The following is a 20,179-nucleotide window of genomic DNA, read 5'->3' as shown; positions in this document are numbered from 1 at the left end:
AAGTAACGCATTATTTAATTTAGCAGAAATTAGATGCACTTATTAGCTTTATTATCACCATATTTAGATGCAAATAAGTGGTTTGTAAAACTTTAAATAAAAAAATGAAAATAATATCCTATAACGTAAACGGTATTCGAGCAGCAATTAATAAAGGTTTCTTAGACTGGTTAAAAGGGGCGAATCCCGACGTTATTTGTCTACAGGAAATTAAAGCTTTAAAGGAGCAATTGGATGTTTCGCTTTTTGAAGACCTAGGCTATAAATACCATTATTGGTTTAGCGCACAAAAAAAAGGCTATAGCGGTGTTGCTATTTTAAGTAAAATTGAACCGAATCATGTCGAGTATGGCACGGGAATTGATTCCATGGATGCCGAAGGTAGAAACTTAAGAGCCGATTTCGATGGTCTTTCGGTAATGAGCTTGTATTTGCCTTCAGGAACAAATGATGCGCGATTAGATCATAAATTTGAGTATATGGATATGTTTCAAGACTATATCAATACCTTAAAAAAGGAGATTCCTAATTTAATCATTTGTGGAGATTATAATATTTGTCATGAAGAAATTGATATTCATAACCCTAAAGGATTAAGCAAAGTATCGGGATTCTTGCCAGCAGAGCGCGAATGGATTGGAGGTTTTATTGATAGCGGCTTTATCGATTCGTATAGGTATTTAAATAAAGAACCCGATAATTATACATGGTGGAGTTATCGTGCTAATGCCAGAGCAAATAATAAGGGTTGGCGATTGGATTATGCCATGGTAGCAAAACCATTACAAGAAAAAATAAAAAGAGCCGTTATACTAAAAGAGGCCGTTCATAGCGATCATTGTCCTATTTTAGTTGAAATCGAATAACAACAAACAAAACCCAAAGAGAATTGTAACATGATTAAAAAATTTGTTTTAGCCACACTAAGCTTGTCGTTTTTAGTGTCGTGTGTATCACCTCAGGTGTATAAGGATTTAGAAAAAAAATACGACAGTTTAAAAAAGGAAAACCGTAAACTACTTTTAGACAACGAAACACTTCTCGACGACAAAACTATTTGTCAAAATGAACTTAAAAAGTTAAAAGATTCGTATGCTAGTGCAACCGAGCAGCGCGATCGTTTACAAAGTGATTATAATGCAGCACAGGCCAATTTAGAAAACTTACAGGCTTCATACAAAGCCTTAGAGCAAAACAGTTCTAAAGCCATTGCCGAAAATTCTCAAAAAAACCGTGAATTATTAGCCGAGCTCGATGCCAAGGAGCAAGCCTTAAATGCCGAAATAGCGCGTTTGGCAAAATTAAGAACAGAGTTGGAAGAACGTTCGGAGCGCGTGGTAGAATTGGAACGACTTATTGCTGAAAAAGAAGAAGCAATGACCATTTTAAAAGAAACCATTTCGAAAGCATTAACCGATTTTGAAGGTAAAGGTTTAACCGTAGAACAGCGCGAAGGCAAGGTATATGTGTCTATGGAAAATAAACTTTTATTCAATTCAGGAAGCTGGGCTGTAGGTGCCGAAGGACGCCGTGCTGTACAGCAATTAGGCAGTGTACTAGGGCAAAACCCAGATATAGCCGTTTTAATTGAAGGACATACCGATAATGTGCCTTATTCAGGGAATGGACCACTGATAGATAACTGGGATTTATCCACAAAACGTGCAACAGCCATTGTAAATATTTTAGAAGAAAACGACGATATTTACCCTGATAATTTAACCGCAGCAGGTCGTGGAGAATTTGCTCCAGTAGCAAGTAATGAAACACCAGAAGGGCGTGCCAAAAATCGCAGGATAGAGGTCATTTTAACACCGAAATTAGATGAGTTAACTAAGCTTTTAAACGAAGAGTAGAACGGTACCAAATTAAATCGTAAAATATTAACATCCTTTTAAACCTTTCAGTTAATCTAAAATTGAAAGGTTTTTTATCTTTAACACTTAATTCTTCAAGAAACATATAAGTCATGAAATATACAACCATACCAAAAACCGATATAAAAGTTAGTAAAATTTGTCTGGGCACCATGACCTGGGGTAATCAAAATACCGAGGCCGAAGGTCATGCTCAAATGGATTATGCTTTGGAACAGGGCGTTAATTTTTTCGATACTGCCGAGATGTATCCTGTTCCCGCAAGTCCAGAAAGTCAGGGAGAAACGAGTAGAATTATTGGGTCGTGGTTTAAAAAAACAGGGAATCGTGACAAGGTTATTTTAGCTAGTAAAATAGTTGGAAGACCAAGTGATTATACAGCGCATATAAGAACATCTGGATTGCAAAGTGAATCTATTGCGGAAGCTGTAGATGCCGAATTAAAACGTTTGCAAACCGATTATATCGATATTTATCAAATTCATTGGCCAGAGCGTGAAACAAATACCTTTGGTAAACGCGATTATGTTCATAATCCTGATGATGAATGGAACGATAATTTTAACGAAGTACTCCATAAAATGGAGGAACAAATTAAAGCAGGAAAAGTAAGACATATCGGAATCTCAAATGAAAAAGCCTGGGGAACCATGCGATTTCTCGAAGAATCTAAAACTCATAGCCTACCACGAATGAGAACCATTCAAAACGCTTATTCGTTACTTAATCGAACCTACGAAGGGGATTTGGCAGAGATTTCCATGCGGGAGCAAATAGGTTTGCTAGCATACTCGCCAATGGCATTTGGTGTACTTTCGGGTAAATACATAAAAGGAACAGCAGCAGACAATGCCCGATTAAAATTATTTCCAAGGTTTGCACGTTACAGTAGTGAGCAATGTACTGAGGCTACAAAGCAATATTTAAAAATTGCTGAAAATAATAATATGACTTTAGCACAAATGAGTTTGGCGTTTGTAAATCAGCAACCGTTTGTAACAAGTAATATTATTGGAGCTACGACAATGGAACAATTAAAGGAAAACATCGATTCTGTAAATCTAAATTTAAGTACTGAAGTATTAGATGAAATTAATAAGGTTCATGAAATTATTCCAAATCCTTCAGTATAGTTCTAGTTAAAAGTCATTAGGTTTCGTTAAAAGGAACTTGATTTTGAAAATATCTGCCTCCTCATTAAATTGAATTATAGGAAATATATGTAAATTGCTATTCCTATTACATATATAATTAAATACTATAAGTATGAAATGGCAAGGAAGAAGAAAAAGTTCTAATGTTGATGACCGAAGAGGACAGGGGAGTTCCGGAGGAGGTAGAGGATTTAATCCTTTGTTAATAGGCCCTCTTATTAAACTGTTATTTTCGAAAGTCGGACTTTTTATAGTCGGAGGTTTTTTAGTCATTTCATTTTTAATGGGAAAAAACCCATTAAGTCTCATAGGGCAGCTTTTTGGTGGAGGTATGCCAATGGAATCTTCTGCGCCATATCAACCGAGTGCAGAAGACGAGGAATTGGCTCAATTCAGTGCAACCATTTTGGCTAATACCGAAGACGTTTGGAATGAATTATTGGATAATTACAGAGAGCCGACCTTAGTTCTTTTTACAGGTTCTGTGTCTTCTGCCTGCGGTAATGCATCTAGCGCAACAGGGCCTTTTTATTGTCCGGGTGATGAAAAACTATATATCGATTTAAGTTTTTTTGATGATATGGAACGTCGTTTAAATGCTCCCGGAGATTTTGCCCAAGCCTATGTAATTGCCCATGAGGTGGGGCACCATATTCAAAAAATTATGGGAATTACCGATAAAATGAACCGTCTTCGAAGTCAATTAAGCGAAACCGAATATAATAAGTATTCGGTACGTTTAGAGCTGCAAGCCGATTTTTTAGCCGGCGTATGGGCACACCACTCGCAGGAAATGACCAAAATGATGGAATCCGGAGATTTAGAGGAAGCTTTAAACGCAGCAAATGCTATTGGCGACGACCGCTTACAAAAGAATTCAACAGGACGCGTGGTTCCAGATTCTTTTACTCATGGCACTTCTGCACAGCGAATGCGTTGGTTTAAAAAAGGTTTTGATACAGGCGATTTGGCTCAGGGCGATACTTTTAGTACTAACAATTTATAGTTAGTATTTAAACCTCCTTGCCTTTAAGCATTTTATTCCAGTACAGATACGGAAGTATGTATTTTTTTAGAATCCATAAACGCCAGGATTCTTTATCGGAATTCGAGATAAGCATTAATTTGAGTTTGGGGTCAGGAATAAAATTGCTGTTGTAATCGAATTCCGCTAATACCATTTTTCCATATCCTGTAACCAAAGGGCATGAGGAGTAACCGTTGTATTTATTGTCTCCAATTACTTGACTATCTAAAAGGCGTGAAATATTTTCTACAACAATCGGTACTTGTTTTCGGATAGCAGCTCCTGTTTTAGCTGTTGGTAACCCAGCAACATCACCTAATCCAAATATATTAGTAAAAGTATTGTGTTGCAATGTGCCGTGATCTACATCAAGCCATCCAGCTTCATTCGCGAGTTCACTTTCTTTAATGAATTTAGGAGCGGTTTGTGGTGGAGCCAGATGAAGCATTTCAAAAGGCATTTCAATGGTAGCATTTTCTTTAACTTTTTCATTTAAAGGGCTGCCCTCATTAGAAGCAAATGAATTGGAGTCTGGTGCTATATTTTTAAATGTAATAATACGATTATCGCCGTCAATTTTTATAGGAGCATAAAATGGTTTGAAATGAATATCATAACGCTTAATAACTTCTAATAAAGTTTTAGCAATAGGTTTTACACCAAAAATTACCGACCCAGGCGTGGCAAAAACTACATTAGATTTATTTGAGAGTCCATTTTTTCTTATATAATCGGCCGATAAATACGCAGCTTTCTGCGGGGCTCCTCCACATTTAATTGGTGTGGTCGGTTGCGTAAAAACGGCATTACCTCCTTTAAAATTTTTGAGCACATTCCATGTGTGTTCAGGGTTGGTATAATTGCTACAAACAACACCTTTGTCTAAAGATTCTGTTAATCCTTCAATTAAAGAAGTGTCCATAATTAAGCCTGGTGCGATAACTAGTATATCGTAACTAATATCTCCACTGGATTTTGTTGTAACTGTATTTTGCTTAGGCTTAAATCCTACGGCATAATCTTTAATCCAGTCTGTACCCTTGGGTATAAATTTCTTTTCTTCCCTAACGGTTTTATTGTAGTCGTAAGTGCCAGCGCCAACAAGAGTCCATGCTGGTTGATAATAATGTTTTTCCGAAGGTTCTATAAGACCAACACTTAGTTTAGAATTTCGTTTTAAAGCTTGGGCTGCGGTCATGATGCCCGCCGTGCCGCCTCCAATAATTAACAGCTGATAATGGTTTTTCATTTTTAGATTTTTTAAAATATTCTAAGAGAAAGGGGGAGTTAATTCGTACCATTAAGTTACTAAAATCTATTGAATTACTAGTGAAATAAATAAGGTTTTATTTCTGTTTTTATACTGCTGGGTTTATTTTATAGTTAAGTACTTTATTTAAGTAAATTATTAGGGGATTACGTTTTAATAATCTTCTCCAGCTTTACTTTTTTCTATCGATTTGAGCCATGTATTTAATTCAGTTTCCATTCGTTTTGCAAGGTTTGGATTTCGAGAATATATATTGACGGTTTCAGATGGGTCATGCAACAAATCGTAAAGTTCGAAGTGCTTACCGTTATCCCTACTTATTAATTTAAATTGCTGTGTAACCCAAGACATTTTTTCTTTGTACAAAAAACCCATAGGTTTTTTCCTTTCTTTGGTTTTTCCTTTTAGAACATTTAGAATATTAATTCCGTCAAGAGGGCGTTCGTCGGGATAGGTGTCGCCTAAAATGTTTAAGATGGTAGGAAGATAATCACTTGTATTACACGGAACATCGGTTGTTTTTACGGCATTAAAATGTTCATTCCAAACCGCAAAAGCAGGAACACGAACTCCGCCTTCAGATAGACTGCGTTTAGCGCCTTGATATATTCCTGAGCTTCCAGGCGTATTTAGTTCCGGACCATTGTCGCTACAGAAAAAAAGTATCGTATTTTCAGTAATATTTAGTTCTTCCAGATTTTTCCAAAGTCTTCCAATCTGTTCATCCATAGCTGAAATAGCCCCATAGTATAACTGCTTATCTAGTGGTAGATGATCGTACTTACTCCGGTGTAAACTATCACTTACCACAGGAAGATGTGGTGTATGCAGCCATACTGTGGAGAAAAATGGTATCGAATTTTGATGTGCTTTTTCTATGAACGGGATAAGCCGATCCATGATAATTTTGGAGTCGTCACCTTCAAGGTTATTAATAGCTTTTTTATCTTGCCCTATCCAATAGGCTGTGCCATAATTTTGAACCGAATCCTTGTTTTTTATGGCTTTCCAACCATAACGTTTACTTTCATCTTCAGAAAAATGTGTTGGAAAAAACATGGGGTCAAACGTGGGAACTTTTGATTCTGTACAGAAAAACTCATCATAACCATGTTCGGTGGGTAGACTATAGTCGTTATGAAAGTCTGGGTTTCCGCCACGATTAGCATCGGATACCGATCGTGTTAAGGTACCTAAATGCCATTTCCCAAAATGACCCGTGGCATAATTGTGTTTTTTTAATAATTCAGCTATTGTTATTTCTTCGTGAAGCATATGTCCTGTGTTGGCATCTGGTATATGCATTCTGAATGGATTTCTACCTGTAAGGACACTGGCTCGAGTGGGCGAACAAACAGTTGATGCCGAGTAAAATCTATTCAGAATAATTCCTTTAGCGGCCAGAGCATCTAAATGAGGAGTTTGCAGTTCATTATTTCCGTTAAATCCAGTATCGAACCAACCTAAATCGTCGGCCATAATTAATAAAATATTAGGCTTATTTTTTGAACTTGTCGATTGGCTTTCCTGACAAGAAAAATGAATTAATAATGAATAGGTTAAGAGGTAGAAAAATAGTTTTTTAATCATGAAATGAATTTATTTTAATTTTTCTTTTAAGCTTTGTTTCAGCTGTTGCACAATATAAGGGAATTGTTCAGCAATATTTTTAGTTTCTTTTTCTTCCGATGTTTCATCGTATAGTTCAACAAAACCATCTTTATGTAGTGTTAATCTATGGGTTTTTGTTCTAATCGTAGTGGCATTGCCCGTATATGCAATAGGATAATGTTCGGTTGTGGTTTTATTAGTTAATAGGTCGGTAAGTGATGTTCCCTGAGTAAATTCAGGGACATTAACGCCCGTTAACTCGCAAAGCGTTGGAAATATATCCAAGGTTTCAACTAGAGCATCCGATTTTAGACCTTTGTGTTTCATTTCTGGATATTGAATGATAAGAGGTGAGCGTAAAGACTCTTCAAATAAACTATGTTTGCCCCATATGGCATGTTCTCCCAAATGCCAACCGTGGTCACCCCAAAGTACAATAATGGTGTTTTTATTTGCTCCTGTGTGTTTCAATGCTTCTAGTACTTTACCAACTTGAGCGTCGGCGTAACTCACACATGCGGCATAATGACGACGTACTTCATCTGCAAAATCTTTATCCTGATTGGGGTCTTTTCCCCATCGGTTATATTTCATGAATTCACCAGATGAATGCCAAGTTGTTTTTTCATCTGGTTTTTCGGGGTGCTCAATCTCAGGAAGTTCAAGGTCTTTGTAAGCATCATAGTAAGGTTTTGGAGCGCCAAATGGTAAATGCGGTTTAATTAAACCAACTGCAAGGAAGAAGGGTTTTTCTTTGTTATTAGTAAGGCTATATAATTGTTTTAAAGCCTCATTAGTGATAGCTCCATCTGGATAAATATTGTCGGTCCCTTCAGCACTTTGAAAAACATCCATTTTTCTTTCGGGCATCCTAATTTCACCATGAGCAAGTCCGTGCATTGCTCCTCGTGGGTGTTGCCAATCGGCTACGGGCATAAGATGTTTATCCCATGCCTTAGGTATTTCAATTTTGGTACTGTCGTTCCAATCGGTGCCACCTCGACCACCAGGGTGATGAGACACTTTTCCTACCGAAACAGTGGTGTAGCCATGCATTCGAAACCATTCTGGCATGGTTGGGTTTATGGTTTCAGATTTTTGTTCTAATTTACTTTTACGAACAAAAAAGGCATTATTGCTTGCAGGTCCATACTGTCCAGTTAAAAGGGTATAACGAGATGGTCCGCAACTTGGCGCGTTAACGAAGTGTTTTTGGAAAGACGCACCGTTTTTAGCTAGTTTATCAATATTTGGAGAAATAATATAATCTGCTCCAAAGCTTTTTAATTCTGGGCGAAGATCATCAATACATATTAAGAGAATATTGGGCTTTTGCTTTTTAGTAGAAGGCGTACAACGAATTGAACTTAGTGCATATACTACCAGAACAAGAATTAAAAGTTTAGATTTCATTTTTAGATTTAAATTGAATCGGATGATATTATTGCAAATTAATATAATATCTATAACTTCAATGGAGGTAGGGTAATTGTTTTATACGCTTTCTCTTAGGAATGTGCTTGTGTGGGCACCTCAAACTCTTAGAGCGGTTTTACGCAGTATCAATATATACACACTGCTCAATATGGCTGGAATTTTGAACTTATGTAATATTTTTTCTATTTGTCTGGACAAAGATTCAAATTGCGGCATACGTTGCTCAGCACTTTTTAAGAGAGATTTTTTCTTCTAATACAGTTTTTTTTAAGAATTTTATTGGTAAATGCTAATAAATTGTTACAAAACAACGATAAACTGCGTTGCAAATTAATTGTTAAAGAACTTTATATTTATATAAACAATAACTGTTAATTTGGTCTAGTTTAAATACAATTTTACCTTCGTTATTTGCCATAACTTCAAAATCTTTGCCATTGCCATATACTTTGGTAAGCCTCACTTTTGAATTTGAAGGTATTAAAGTTGAGATATTAAATTCGTTCTTCTCATGACGTTCTCTAAAAACGAGAATATAGCCTTCGGTATCTGAAATCATAAACTGAAATCCGGTGTAACTATTCCCGCTGGGTTCATTGCCGATGGGGAAAATATACGCGTGGTCTAAACCTGATTTAATGGATTTGTAAGTTCTAAAAAGGGGAATGGATGCGTTTGCTTCTTCAGGTAAACCAGTAGTTTCAAAAAAGGCTAGTGGCTGGCTGGGCATGGTAATAGCAAATAAATAATCGAATGAATAGTTATTTGGGCCAAAGGGATCGTTTTTATAGTTGTCGTTATTTCGCCATTTATTTAAAAACTCAATTTGCAGGCGCTGCGATGGTATATATTCGGATAACATCCAAAGGTTTCTAAGGGTTCGATATGGATAGTAGTTTTTCCAATCGGTATAACGATTTTCTAAAAATATATTTCCTAAATAATTATTATAATGATAACCATAACGTTTATCAGCCGTCACATCAATATTAAACACAATCTGATAATTTGAAACTTCAAGAATTTTTTTAAAAAATTTGCTTAGGTTAATATCAGCTTGTTTAGTGGGAAGTTTTACGCCGTCTATTTTAAAATTTGTAATGCCATATTCGATATATAAGGCCAGTACAATGTTGGCGTCTTGTTCCCAGTTTTTATAATCATTTTCATTACTGGGATGAAACCACAAACCTATTTTAATTCCTAAATTTTTGGCACGTTTTATAATTTTTTTAAAACCGTTTGGAAAGCGTTCTTTGTTGGGTTGCCAATCGGCTAAAGTCCATTGGTTCCAAAGGCGTTCGCCGTTAAAAGCTGAATTCATTGATAGGCCTTGTTGCCAGCCATCGTCTATTTGATAATGTGTGAAGCCAAGCTCGTGAGTTTTTTGTAATTCATTAAGTATAAATGCTTCGTTAAGCTTTGAATCTTTATTTCGATCGCCCCAGGTGTTTACCATAATCATAGCATCTCGGTCGGGCTGTAGTATTCTTAAATTATTTTGATAACTTCTCAGCGCTATTTTTTTGTTGAGGTTTTCGTTATTATGAACCCCAATAACGTAACCAAAGGCTTTAACCCATTGGTTTATTTCTAAATCCGAAGGTTTTAAGCCTAGTCCGTCAGATTGAATTTTAAGCTTGTTATCATTAACTTTAGATTTAAAATCGTAACCTGGATAATTAAGTTGAATTTTAGAAACCGGGGCTTCTTTTAAAATGTATAATCCCTTATTCTCAATTAAATTTGATAGATACAAAAGGTTTCCAACATAGGTGTTGGTATGATATGGAATGCTATTTTTTTTAGATACATAGTTGTCGTTTTTATCCGTTTGATCTATAAACTCTATAGCCTCTGCGTTCCAATGGATGGTGTTTAAATTTAATTGTTCTATATTAATTTGTTCTGGTGTAAATGCTAAATTATGCTCCGTTTTTTTTAAAAAATAATCGCAGGCAATACCCATAGACGATGGGAAAATTTTAAATAATTGTTTTACTTGTAAACCCTCATAAACTGTAATAATTTGAACTTCAATATGTGCCGGAACGATGGGGTTTTTATCGATTTTATTTATGTTAAACGTATGTTGTTGTTTTATAGGATTGAAGCCTTCAATATTAAAATCAGGTGTATGACCATTGAATATATCAATAGTTTTACCAGTAGTTTTGTTTTTTATTTTGGTACTTATAAGGTTTCCGTTATTAAATAAAAATTGCCTTTCAATAAATGCATTACCAATAGTTAAAGTGTCGATTCCTAGTCTAGCATAGCAATTTTTAAGTTGTTCTTTTTCTGAATTTAGTTTTGAAATGAGGCCTGTGTTTTGAGAATAGCCAGTTAAAAAAAGACTTAAAAATAAAATACTACTTATTATGTTTTTCATGGTTTGGGTATGCCAGGATTTTCTGTTATTATTTGAGGGATGAAATAACTAAAAAAAATAGTAATGGGTTTAATAAACTTTGATTTTTTCGGTGAAATGCGAAAATAGGAAATGGAAAAATAATTTCAGAAAATTTAGTTGCGTTAGGGATAGAAGCGGCATCCTTTTTAGAGTTACGAGAAAAAGATATAGCGTATAGCCCGACCCTGAGTATGCCGAAGGGTAGCGCCATAAAAAAGAAAAACCCCTAACTAAAACTAGCAGGGGTTTTTAATAGTTATTTTACCTGTTTACCATCTTTATCGAAAAAGTGGTATTCTAGGTATGTGTAAGCGTCTCTTGGTAAAATTTTAACCCATTTTTTGTGTTCAAAAAACCATTTTGAACGTATAGATGGAAAACCTTTTGTTAAGAAGGCTGCTATAAAAGGATGTGTGTTTAAAGTCAACTTTTTATAGTCTTTTTTTAATAGTCTTTCAAGATCGTGAGTAATTTTTTGCACAATTCCAATAGGTGCTTCAACTTCAGAACCATTCATTATTTCGTCGGGGTTTTCTTCCCGAGTTTTAATGTTCATTTCTGGTCTTACTCGCTGTCTTGTTATTTGTATCAATCCAAATTTACTTGGCGGCAGTATTTTGTGTTTCGCTCGGTCGTCTTTCATTTCGTCACGGAAATGATTAAAGAGCTTCTGCCTGTTTTCAGCATTGGTCATGTCAATAAAGTCGACTACAATAATACCTCCCATGTCGCGTAAACGCAGCTGTCGGGCAATTTCTGTTGCGGCTATTAAGTTAACCTCTAATGCAGTTTCCTCTTGGTTGTTGGCTTTGTTAGAGCGGTTTCCGCTATTTACATCTACAACATGCAGGGCTTCGGTATGTTCTATTACCAGATAGGCGCCTTTAGCCATAGAAACGGTTTTGCCAAACGAGGTTTTAATTTGTCGTTCTATTCCAAATTTTTCAAAAATTGGAACATTAGATTGATAAAGTTTAACTATTGATTCTTTGTTAGGTGCAATTTCATGCACATAATCTTTAATTTGAAAATAAAGCTCTTCATCATCAACATGAATGCTTGTAAAGGTGTCGTTAAAAATGTCTCGTAAAATTGACGAGGCTTTGTTCATTTCACCTAATACTTTACTCGGATGATGGGCTTTGTGTAGCTTTTTACACATTGCGGTCCAACGACTCAGCAAATTTTGTAAATCTTTGTCTAGTTCAGCTACTTTTTTGCCTTGTGCTACGGTACGTACAATAATACCAAATCCTGGAGGTGTAATACTTTTTACCAGGCGTTTTAGTCGGTCTTTTTCATCTTTATCTTCTATTTTTTGCGAAATAGAGATGCGGCTAGAAAAAGGTACTAAAACAATATATCTACCGGCAATTGAAAGCTCTGAGCTTATCCTTGGGCCTTTTGTAGATATAGGTTCTTTTACTATTTGTACTAATAGCGACTGATTTGATTTTAAGACATCGGCAATTTTGCCGTCTTTATCAATATCTTTTTCAAATGGGAAATTTTTTAAAGAGAAATCTTTTAGTTTACCTGTGCTTACACTTTTAGTGAATTTTAAAAGGGAAGGTAGTTTAGGTCCTAAATCATGATAATGCAAAAAGGCATCTTTTTCATAACCTACATTAACAAATGCAGCATTTAAACCAGGAACAGCTTTTCTTATTTTGGCTATAAACACATCACCAACCGAAAAGTTGTTCCCACCTTCATCTTTCTGTAATTCAATTAATTTTCCATCTTTTAATAAGGCAAAATCAACGTCATCGGAACTAGATCTAATGATCAATTCTTTATCCATTTAGTTAATTTTTATCCATACGTTTTAGTTGAAAAGTTTATCGTTTAATATTAAAAGCTTTTTTGCTTAAAACATAAAAACCTAAACCTAAAACCTAAATGGTACAGATGGATTATACATTGTTTTTTAATCTGATGTCAGTAATAACAACAGATTTCACAGGATTTTTTAAATCCGTGGAGTTCAGGAAAGGCAAAATTTATGCCCACATTCTCTTGAACTCATTTCAAAGAACGTTTGTTTTTTTAAAACCAAAAAAAGTAGCTGTTAACTACTTTTCTTGATTATTTTTTCTTTTTGTGACGGTTAGCGCGTCTACGTTTCTTACGCTTGTGCGTAGCAACCTTATGTCTCTTACGTTTTTTACCACTTGGCATAAATAGTGTTTTTTAAATTAATATTTCTTTTAAATGTTTCGTTATTTAACCTCTACATTAGTTTTAACGCCTTCAACAAATATTTTTGCTGGCTTAAATGCAGGAATGTTGTGAGATGGTATTTTAATAGTAGTATTTTTAGAGATATTTCTACCTGTTTTCTCCGCTCTAGTTTTGATGATAAAACTACCAAAACCTCTAAGGTATACGTTATCTCCTGCCTCTAAAGATGATTTTACTTCTTCCATGAAAGTTTCAACTGTTGCTTGTACATCACCTTTTTCAATTCCTAATTTCTCAGAAATTTTCGCTACTAAATCAGCCTTCGTCATTTTAATATATTTTTTTAGATTACTATAATTTTAAAAGGGATGCAAATATAGGAATTAAATATTCAATATTTCAAACCTAATTCATTAAAATTTAAGATTATAAACGTTTATTTTTGTTGGCTGAATTTATTTGGTTAATGATATTTAATGAAATTTTAATTAGTTGGTATTCAGTCAACAAGAGAGATCTGCCTTGGCGAAACACTAGCGAACCTTACTATATTTGGTTGTCGGAAATCATTTTGCAGCAGACACAAGTTAAGCAAGGTATGCCATATTATGAAGCATTTGTGGCCGAATTTCCGTCTGTTTTTGATCTGGCAAATGCCGATGAAAGTCATGTGTTAAAATTGTGGCAAGGTTTAGGGTATTACTCCCGAGCTAGGAATTTACACGCAACTGCCAAGTATGTCGCCAACGAACTAAACGGGAAGTTTCCTGGCACATATAAAGAACTTTTAAAGTTAAAAGGAGTTGGCGATTACACCGCCAGTGCAATAGCTTCTATATGTTTTAATGCACCAACTGCCGTAGTGGATGGTAATGTATATCGAGTGTTATCTCGTGTTTTTGGTATCGATACACCTATAAATACTACTGCTGGCAATAAAGAGTTTAAAGCTTTGGCTCAAGAACTTATCGACGTTAAAAACCCAGCCAATTTTAATCAGGCTATTATGGAATTTGGAGCGACGCATTGTACACCTAAAAATCCCGATTGCCCAACATGCCCGTTTATAAATAAATGTGTAGCTTATAATGATCGAAAGATTTCGTTATATCCTGTAAAACTCAAGGCTAACAAAGCGAAAAGGAAATTTTTCAATTTTCTGGTGCTGTTATCTTCTAATAATCAAACCATATTGGAACAACGCTTGGGGAAAGGTATTTGGCAAAATCTATATCAGTTTCCATTAATTGAAACCAAAAGTAGTATGGGTTTTAATGATATGGAAGCCTTATTAAAACGTCATGATTTACTCAGGAACAGATCCTTCGAGTTATCGTTATATAACCGAGATGAAGTCATTCATAAATTATCACATCAGCATTTGTATACTAAATTCTGGATTGTAAAATTAGATTCCAGCATTAATGGTATAGATTATAACGATGTAAAACAATATGCCGTGCCTATTTTAATAGATAAGTTTATTGAAGCGTTTAATTTTTAAATACGTTTTTATTGCCAGTCGTAATTTTTTATTAATTTTAAAAAAATGGAATGCAAATCTATGTAATGAATAGCAATTCTTTAATTTTGCTTTTAAATAACAAATAATAATTATGTCTGGAACTTTAAATAAAGTTATGCTAATAGGCCATTTAGGCGATGAAGTAAAAATGCACTATTTTGAAGGAGGAGGGTGCATAGGTCGATTCCCTTTAGCTACAAACGAAACCTACGTTAGTAAACAAACTAACGAACGGGTAACAAATACCGAATGGCATAATATAGTGGTTAGAAATAAAGGAGCCGAAATATGCGAAAAGTATTTAAGTAAAGGCGACAAGGTATATATAGAAGGTCGATTAAAAACTAGAAAATGGACTGACGATTCGGGGAGCGAACGTTATTCAACCGAAATTCAATGTACAGATTTTACTTTTTTAACAACGAAAAAGGAAAGTGAAGCGCAACAGGCGACAAGTTCACAGCAGGCAACGCCTGAATCAAAGGCAGTTGATAGTAAACCTGTATCCAATGAACCTGTAGAAGACGACGATCTTCCTTTTTAATACAACACGTATACCGTGTTTATGTTTAACTTAAATTTTAATATTTGGACCCTGAGCCCGCCAGTTTTAGTAGTTTAATAACCACAGTTGATTATTCCGTGGTTTTTGGTTTTGTGTTATTATTTGTTCTGCTATGTTGTTCAGCGCTAATTTCCGGTGCCGAAGTAGCCTTGTTTTCACTCTCACGTAGCGATATAGAAAAAGGATTAGAAGAAAAATCTAGGCGTATTCAAATAATTTCCGATTTGTTAGAGCGACCCAAAAAGTTGTTGGCAACTATTTTGGTAGCTAATAATTTTATAAATATAGCAGTCGTTATATTATTTGCTTATTTGGGAGGATTCTTGTTCGAAAGTATTAGCTCTCCTGTGGTTCAGTTTCTCATAGAGGTGGTTATTGTTACCTTTTTAATTTTACTGTTTGGAGAAATTCTACCTAAAATATATGCCAGTCGTAATAATTTAAAATTTGCCGTGTTTATGGCATATCCGCTAAGGGTTTTAGATGTTGTTTTATCGCCGTTAAGCTTGCCAATGCGCAGTGTTACTTTGGCTATACATAATAAATTAGGTAAACAAAAATCCAATTTAAGCGTCGATCAATTATCTCAGGCTTTAGAATTAACCAGCGAAGAAGATACCACAACCGAAGAACATAAAATTTTACAAGGGATAGTGCAATTTGGTAATACCGATACCAAGCAAGTTATGCGGCCGCGTATCGATATTTTTGCATTAAACATTGAGCAGAAGTATACCGATGTTTTGTCTGAAATTATTGAAAATGGCTATTCGCGTATTCCTGTTTATCAGGAAAATATTGATACCATTAAAGGGATACTATACGTGAAGGATTTATTGCCTTACATCGATAGGAAACAATTCGACTGGACCAGTTTAATTCGAGAACCATTTTTTGTGCCAGAAAACAAAAAGCTCGACGATTTAATGACAGAATTTCAAGATAAAAAAGTACATCTTGCCGTTGTTGTTGATGAATACGGAGGAACCTCAGGACTAATTTCTTTGGAAGATATTATTGAAGAAATTGTGGGTGACATTAGCGACGAGTTTGATGATGAAGATTTAACTTATTCGAAACTCGACGATCATAATTATGTGTTCGAAGGTAAAACGGCTCTGAAAGATTTTTATAAAATCATTAAAGTTGAAGATGATACCGTTTTTGAAGATAATAAAGGGGAAGCCGAAACCATTGCAGGTTTTGTGTTAGAAATATCTAAAAGTTTTCCGAAGTTAAATAGTAAAATAAATTTCAAAAATTACGTTTTTAAAATTGAAGCTTTAGATAAAAAACGAATAAAGCTTGTTAAATTTACCATTCTTGATGAAGTATAATTTACTCTTAATATGTGTTGTTTTGCTTTGCATATCTTGTGGTCAGGATTATGTGCCTAAACCTAAAGCTTATTTAAGGTTAGATTATCCGGCGCCTAAATACCAAACTTTAGATATTAATGCACCGTTTTCATTTGAAACTAATATTCTTGCTACAGATGTAAAATTGAAAAAGTTGCCAGCAAAGCATGAAAGCTATGGGGTTAATATCGAATATCCATCGCTAAAGGGGACCATATTTTTAACCTACAAGGCGGTGAATAATAGCGATACCACATTGAAACAATATTTGCGTGACGCTGAAAAATTGACTTTAGAACACATGATAAAGGCCGATGAAGTACCTCCAATGTTTCCTTTTAAAAATGAATTAGAAAAGGTTTATGGGGTGTTTTCTGAAGTTAGGGGTAATGTGGCTTCTCCTGCTCAATTTTATGTTACCGATAGCGTGAATCACTTTTTAACGGGGTCTTTGTACTTTTATGCGAAACCTAATTACGATTCTATATTGCCAGCAGCCAATTATATGCAAAAAGATATTAAGCATATTATGGAAACCTTAAAATGGAAATAAAAAAAAAGACCCTCTCATTGAAGGTCTAATTTATAAAGCGTTTTTTTTGTTAGGTTATTAAGCTTTTTCAGCACAACAGGCTTTTTTGCAATCTACCCCACAAGCTGTTTGTTCGGCTTCTGTTTTGTTTGCGCAGCAGGCTTTTTTACAGTCTGGATCACAATCTTTTTTAGAAGAAAAATTGTCTACAGTTTTCATGTCGCTAACAGAATAGCTGTCACTTACATTGGTAACCGTAGTTGTAAGGTTCTCAGGTGTAACGGTAGCTACATCATATTCTACCATCGCTAATTTTTTATCGAAATCAACCTTTGCCGATTTTACGCCGTCCATTTTTGTTAGTTTATTTTCAATAGTTTTAGCGCATCCCATCATACAGGTCATGCCTTCTACCGTAAATTCGGCTTTCGCAAATGTTGCATCTGGGTTAACTTTATTTGTACTGTTGGAAGCTATTTCAACAGTTTTTATTTCGGCCTCAGTTTTCTGCTTACAGTTAAACGCAAATAGTGCTATTAGCGCAACGAAAATTATATTTTTCATATTAATGGGTTTTTAAGAAAATAATAGAATACAAATCTACTAAATAATAGTATGAAATGGTTTTAGAAACTCTAATTTTGTGCCGTTTAAAAAATTAAGGGTTGAAAACAAATAACATAAAATGGGTTTATCTTTTTACATTGTCAATAATTTGGGGGAGCTCATTTATTTTAATTAAAAAATCACTTTTAGGTTTAACCCCAATGCAACTTGGCGTGCTAAGAAATTTGATAACCTCCTTAATATTGTTATCGTTAGGGTTTCGAGGTTTAAAATCGGTGCGTATTAACGAGTGGAAATGGTTGGCTGTTTCTGGTCTGGTAGGTTCGTTTGTTCCTGCATTTTTATTTGCTATTGCTGAAACAGAAATTGATAGTGCAGTAACCTCGGTGTTAAATTCTTTGGTGCCTATGCATACATTCTGGTTAGGACTAACATTGTTTAATATACCTTCATCAAAACGTCAATTTTTAGGTTTAATCATTGCATTTGTAGGGTCTTGTATTTTAATGTTAAATGGCGCTGAAATTAATCCAAATCAAAATTACTGGTATGCTGGATTTATTCTGTTGTCAGGAATTATGTATGGACTAAATGTGAATATAATTAAGCGCTATCTTTATGATATAAAACCCTTAACAATAGCTGCTGGAAATTACTTTGTAATATTTTTTCCAGCTGTTGTTATGTTATTTTTTGTTGATTTTTTTTCACATGAAACTTTCAATAACCCAGAATTTGGAATGGCTTTGGTATACGTTACCACCTTATCATTTTTCGGTACGGCCATGGCTAAAATATTATTCAATAAATTAGTTAAAATTAGTGCGCCGGTATTTGCATCGTCGGTTACGTATGTTATGCCAATAGTTGCTTTGATGTGGGGGTTTTTAGATGGTGAAAAATTTAGTTTTACCCAGGGAGTGGCCAGTTTTATAATACTTTTAGGAGTTTTTTTGGTTCATAGACGGCGATAAATACCAGGTTGTTAACCGATAATATTTGATTATAAATTATTATTATTCAGGATTTTTTACGAAATTTAAGAGAATTAATTTTAGTAAAAATGAAAAAAATAACGCTTCCTATTCGATTTGGTTTAGTAACAAGTGCTGTATTAATTGCTTATTTTTTAATATTGGCACTTTTTCATAAGCACATTTATCCTGGTTTTAGTTTTTTTAATGCTGTAATTACAACATTTGGTATTTACGAGGCTATTAAGCTAACAAAGCTAGAAAAGCCTGAAGCGTTTTCTTACGGCGAAGGGTTTAAAACAGGGCTTATCACAGGGTTTATAGCAGCTATTTTATTCACATTTTTCTTTCTCTTTTACATTACCGAAATTAATAATGGTTTCTTATCCGAATTGTATAACGTTATAAACGGAGGTTTAAACGCTGATACAGGGCTGGTAACTTTTGTGGTTTTAATCATGGGCTTTGCCACCACAGTCATTGCTACTCTGGTAGTTATGCAATATTTAAAAAATAGTTCGCAAACTTAATAAAACGTTTGTAAATTAATTAATTAGCAGTATATTTGCACCCGCCTTATATAAGGTTAGTAGTATTTATAACAAATTTAATTAATAAACGTTACGCTATGTACGCAATTGTAGAGATAGCAGGGCAACAATTTAAAGTTGAAAAAGACCAAAAAGTTTTTGTTAATCGTTTAGCAACAGAAGAAGGTGAAGCAGTATCTTTTGATAATGTACTTCTTTTAAGCGACGGAGACAATGTAACTGTTGGCGCCCCGGCTATAAACGGAGCTCAAGTAGGAGCAAAAGTTTTAAAGCACCTTAAAGGTGATAAAGTTATCGTTTTCAAGAAAAAACGTAGAAAAGGTTACCGTGTAAAAAACGGTCACAGACAAGCATTAACAGAAATTGTTATTGAAAGTATTGTTGCTTCAGGTGCAAAACCAGCCGCTAAAGCTGAGAAAAAAGCAGCAGCTCCAAAAGCTGAAGCTCCTAAGGCTGAAGCTTCTCAAGATTTAAGCAGTTTAACTGTTGCTGAATTAAAAGAAATGGCAAAAGCAAAAGAGATTTCAGGATATTCTTCAATGAAGAAAGCTGAATTAATCGCTGCTTTAAGTTAATAACAAAATAAAATCGAAATAAAATGGCACATAAAAAAGGAGTCGGAAGTTCGAAAAACGGTAGAGAATCAGAATCGAAACGATTAGGTGTTAAGATTTTTGGTGGTCAAGCTGCAATAGCAGGTAATATTATCGTTAGACAAAGAGGTAATACACATCACCCAGGTGAAAACGTATACCAAGGTAAAGATCATACTTTACACGCTCAAGTTGATGGCGTTGTAAAATTTACTAAAAAGAAAGACAATAAGTCTTATGTTTCTATAGAGCCTTTCGAAGCTTAAGAAACTATACTTTTTAATATAAGTTAACCCTTTCTGTTTTCAGAAAGGGTTTTTGTGTTTATTTATAATACACATGTCTTTGTAAAAACTGATTGCGAATCTGAGTTTATACATTTATTCATGGAATTTTAAAGTAATGTTACCTCAATGTAATGAAGTTATAAAATGCTATTGCCAGAGGTATAATCTTTCATGATTTGTTAACTTTTAATTCAGGTACGTACGTTAATAGCTAGGTAGTTTTGCTGCAGAAAAAAACAAACAAAATTAACTTA

Annotated in this window: 18 protein-coding genes and 1 pseudogene; 12 read left to right on the top strand and 7 right to left on the bottom strand. The window is 34.6% G+C overall.

The genetic code is table 11. From position 1 onward, the window contains the following. Positions 1–104 precede the first annotated feature (104 nt). The 4 genes from ICJ83_RS02565 to ypfJ all read left to right on the top strand — a co-directional run bounded on the left by ICJ83_RS02565 (position 105) and on the right by ypfJ (position 4,037). Positions 105–866 carry an exodeoxyribonuclease III gene (locus tag ICJ83_RS02565; RefSeq protein WP_188228785.1) on the top strand — a complete coding sequence of 254 codons (762 nt, stop codon included), beginning with the start codon at positions 105–107 and terminating at the stop codon, positions 864–866. Between the two features lie 30 nt (positions 867–896). Then, entirely contained in the window at positions 897–1,856 is a 960-nt protein-coding gene (locus ICJ83_RS02560; RefSeq protein WP_188228784.1) for an OmpA family protein, read from the top strand. A gap of 113 nt (positions 1,857–1,969) precedes the next feature. Beyond that, positions 1,970–3,010 carry an NADP(H)-dependent aldo-keto reductase gene (locus ICJ83_RS02555; protein WP_188228783.1) on the top strand — a complete coding sequence of 347 codons (1,041 nt, stop codon included), beginning with the start codon at positions 1,970–1,972 and terminating at the stop codon, positions 3,008–3,010. Positions 3,011–3,143: 133 nt separating this feature from the next. Continuing rightward, entirely contained in the window at positions 3,144–4,037 is an 894-nt protein-coding gene (ypfJ, locus tag ICJ83_RS02550; protein WP_188228782.1) for a KPN_02809 family neutral zinc metallopeptidase, read from the top strand. A gap of 7 nt (positions 4,038–4,044) precedes the next feature. On the opposite strand, the gene ICJ83_RS02545 is transcribed toward ypfJ, so the two are convergent. From ICJ83_RS02545 to ICJ83_RS02520, 6 genes and pseudogenes are all read right to left on the bottom strand, one after another. Further along, the gene (locus ICJ83_RS02545; RefSeq protein ID WP_188228781.1) at positions 4,045–5,307 is read right to left on the bottom strand and encodes an NAD(P)/FAD-dependent oxidoreductase; all 1,263 of its coding nucleotides are present in this window, start codon (positions 5,305–5,307) and stop codon (positions 4,045–4,047) included. A gap of 174 nt (positions 5,308–5,481) precedes the next feature. After that, complete coding sequence (locus ICJ83_RS02540; protein ID WP_188228780.1) at positions 5,482–6,918, bottom strand: sulfatase-like hydrolase/transferase; 1,437 nt, start codon at positions 6,916–6,918, stop codon at positions 5,482–5,484. A gap of 9 nt (positions 6,919–6,927) precedes the next feature. After that, positions 6,928–8,352, bottom strand: a complete 1,425-nt coding sequence (locus tag ICJ83_RS02535; protein ID WP_188228779.1) for a sulfatase — start codon at positions 8,350–8,352, stop codon at positions 6,928–6,930. 361 nt (positions 8,353–8,713) lie between these two features. Further along, positions 8,714–10,768: an alpha-galactosidase gene (locus tag ICJ83_RS02530; protein WP_188228778.1), complete on the bottom strand. Its 2,055-nt coding sequence runs from the start codon at positions 10,766–10,768 to the stop codon at positions 8,714–8,716. 277 nt (positions 10,769–11,045) lie between these two features. Next, entirely contained in the window at positions 11,046–12,593 is a 1,548-nt protein-coding gene (locus ICJ83_RS02525; RefSeq protein ID WP_188228777.1) for an Rne/Rng family ribonuclease, read from the bottom strand. Between the two features lie 418 nt (positions 12,594–13,011). Continuing rightward, positions 13,012–13,311 (bottom strand): annotated as a pseudogene (locus tag ICJ83_RS02520) (HU family DNA-binding protein); the annotation flags it as partial. A 128-nt stretch (positions 13,312–13,439) separates the two neighbouring features. Here ICJ83_RS02520 and mutY point away from each other — a divergent pair. From mutY to gldD, 4 genes are all read left to right on the top strand, one after another. Further along, positions 13,440–14,477, top strand: a complete 1,038-nt coding sequence (gene mutY / locus ICJ83_RS02515) for an A/G-specific adenine glycosylase (protein ID WP_188228775.1) — start codon at positions 13,440–13,442, stop codon at positions 14,475–14,477. Between the two features lie 112 nt (positions 14,478–14,589). Then, a complete protein-coding gene (locus ICJ83_RS02510) occupies positions 14,590–15,042 on the top strand; it encodes a single-stranded DNA-binding protein (protein WP_188228774.1) in 453 nt (150 codons plus the stop codon). A 44-nt stretch (positions 15,043–15,086) separates the two neighbouring features. Then, positions 15,087–16,400, top strand: coding sequence for a gliding motility-associated protein GldE (locus ICJ83_RS02505; protein WP_188228773.1), 1,314 nt, complete (start codon positions 15,087–15,089; stop codon positions 16,398–16,400). Further along, complete coding sequence (gldD, locus tag ICJ83_RS02500) at positions 16,390–16,974, top strand: gliding motility lipoprotein GldD (protein WP_188228772.1); 585 nt, start codon at positions 16,390–16,392, stop codon at positions 16,972–16,974. Before ICJ83_RS02505 ends, gldD begins: the two co-directional genes overlap by 11 nt. 57 nt (positions 16,975–17,031) lie before the next feature. On the opposite strand, the gene ICJ83_RS02495 is transcribed toward gldD, so the two are convergent. Further along, positions 17,032–17,517, bottom strand: a complete 486-nt coding sequence (locus tag ICJ83_RS02495; protein WP_188228771.1) for a heavy-metal-associated domain-containing protein — start codon at positions 17,515–17,517, stop codon at positions 17,032–17,034. 101 nt (positions 17,518–17,618) lie between these two features. On the opposite strand from ICJ83_RS02495, the gene ICJ83_RS02490 reads away from it, so the two are divergent. The 4 genes from ICJ83_RS02490 (at position 17,619) to rpmA (ending at position 19,904) form a co-directional block, all read left to right on the top strand. Continuing rightward, a complete protein-coding gene (locus tag ICJ83_RS02490; RefSeq protein ID WP_188228770.1) occupies positions 17,619–18,494 on the top strand; it encodes a DMT family transporter in 876 nt (291 codons plus the stop codon). Between the two features lie 89 nt (positions 18,495–18,583). Then, entirely contained in the window at positions 18,584–19,024 is a 441-nt protein-coding gene (locus tag ICJ83_RS02485; protein WP_188228769.1) for a DUF4199 domain-containing protein, read from the top strand. Between the two features lie 98 nt (positions 19,025–19,122). Then, complete coding sequence (gene rplU, locus ICJ83_RS02480) at positions 19,123–19,620, top strand: 50S ribosomal protein L21 (protein ID WP_188228768.1); 498 nt, start codon at positions 19,123–19,125, stop codon at positions 19,618–19,620. Between the two features lie 23 nt (positions 19,621–19,643). Then, positions 19,644–19,904 carry a 50S ribosomal protein L27 gene (rpmA, locus tag ICJ83_RS02475; RefSeq protein WP_188228767.1) on the top strand — a complete coding sequence of 87 codons (261 nt, stop codon included), beginning with the start codon at positions 19,644–19,646 and terminating at the stop codon, positions 19,902–19,904. Positions 19,905–20,179: the final 275 nt, after the last annotated feature.

Origin of the sequence: Aestuariibaculum sediminum, from assembly GCF_014596945.1 — a bacterium.
Classification (GTDB): Bacteria; Bacteroidota; Bacteroidia; order Flavobacteriales; family Flavobacteriaceae; genus Aestuariibaculum; species Aestuariibaculum sediminum.
This window is presented reverse-complemented; position numbering and strand designations above follow the sequence as displayed.

Excerpts from the sequence above, each read along its gene's own strand:
- gldD (WP_188228772.1), top strand. The coding sequence starts at position 16,390 with ATGAAGTATAATTTACTCTTAATATGTGTTGTTTTGCTTTGCATATCT.
- ICJ83_RS02540 (WP_188228780.1), bottom strand. The coding sequence starts at position 6,918 with ATGATTAAAAAACTATTTTTCTACCTCTTAACCTATTCATTATTAATT.
- ICJ83_RS02555 (WP_188228783.1), top strand. The coding sequence starts at position 1,970 with ATGAAATATACAACCATACCAAAAACCGATATAAAAGTTAGTAAAATT.
- ICJ83_RS02565 (WP_188228785.1), top strand. The coding sequence starts at position 105 with ATGAAAATAATATCCTATAACGTAAACGGTATTCGAGCAGCAATTAAT.
- rpmA (WP_188228767.1), top strand. The coding sequence starts at position 19,644 with ATGGCACATAAAAAAGGAGTCGGAAGTTCGAAAAACGGTAGAGAATCA.
- mutY (WP_188228775.1), top strand. The coding sequence starts at position 13,440 with ATGATATTTAATGAAATTTTAATTAGTTGGTATTCAGTCAACAAGAGA.
- rplU (WP_188228768.1), top strand. The coding sequence starts at position 19,123 with ATGTACGCAATTGTAGAGATAGCAGGGCAACAATTTAAAGTTGAAAAA.
- ICJ83_RS02510 (WP_188228774.1), top strand. The coding sequence starts at position 14,590 with ATGTCTGGAACTTTAAATAAAGTTATGCTAATAGGCCATTTAGGCGAT.
- ICJ83_RS02530 (WP_188228778.1), bottom strand. The coding sequence starts at position 10,768 with ATGAAAAACATAATAAGTAGTATTTTATTTTTAAGTCTTTTTTTAACT.
- ICJ83_RS02525 (WP_188228777.1), bottom strand. The coding sequence starts at position 12,593 with ATGGATAAAGAATTGATCATTAGATCTAGTTCCGATGACGTTGATTTT.
- ICJ83_RS02495 (WP_188228771.1), bottom strand. The coding sequence starts at position 17,517 with ATGAAAAATATAATTTTCGTTGCGCTAATAGCACTATTTGCGTTTAAC.
- ypfJ (WP_188228782.1), top strand. The coding sequence starts at position 3,144 with ATGAAATGGCAAGGAAGAAGAAAAAGTTCTAATGTTGATGACCGAAGA.
- ICJ83_RS02545 (WP_188228781.1), bottom strand. The coding sequence starts at position 5,307 with ATGAAAAACCATTATCAGCTGTTAATTATTGGAGGCGGCACGGCGGGC.
- ICJ83_RS02535 (WP_188228779.1), bottom strand. The coding sequence starts at position 8,352 with ATGAAATCTAAACTTTTAATTCTTGTTCTGGTAGTATATGCACTAAGT.
- ICJ83_RS02485 (WP_188228769.1), top strand. The coding sequence starts at position 18,584 with ATGAAAAAAATAACGCTTCCTATTCGATTTGGTTTAGTAACAAGTGCT.
- ICJ83_RS02560 (WP_188228784.1), top strand. The coding sequence starts at position 897 with ATGATTAAAAAATTTGTTTTAGCCACACTAAGCTTGTCGTTTTTAGTG.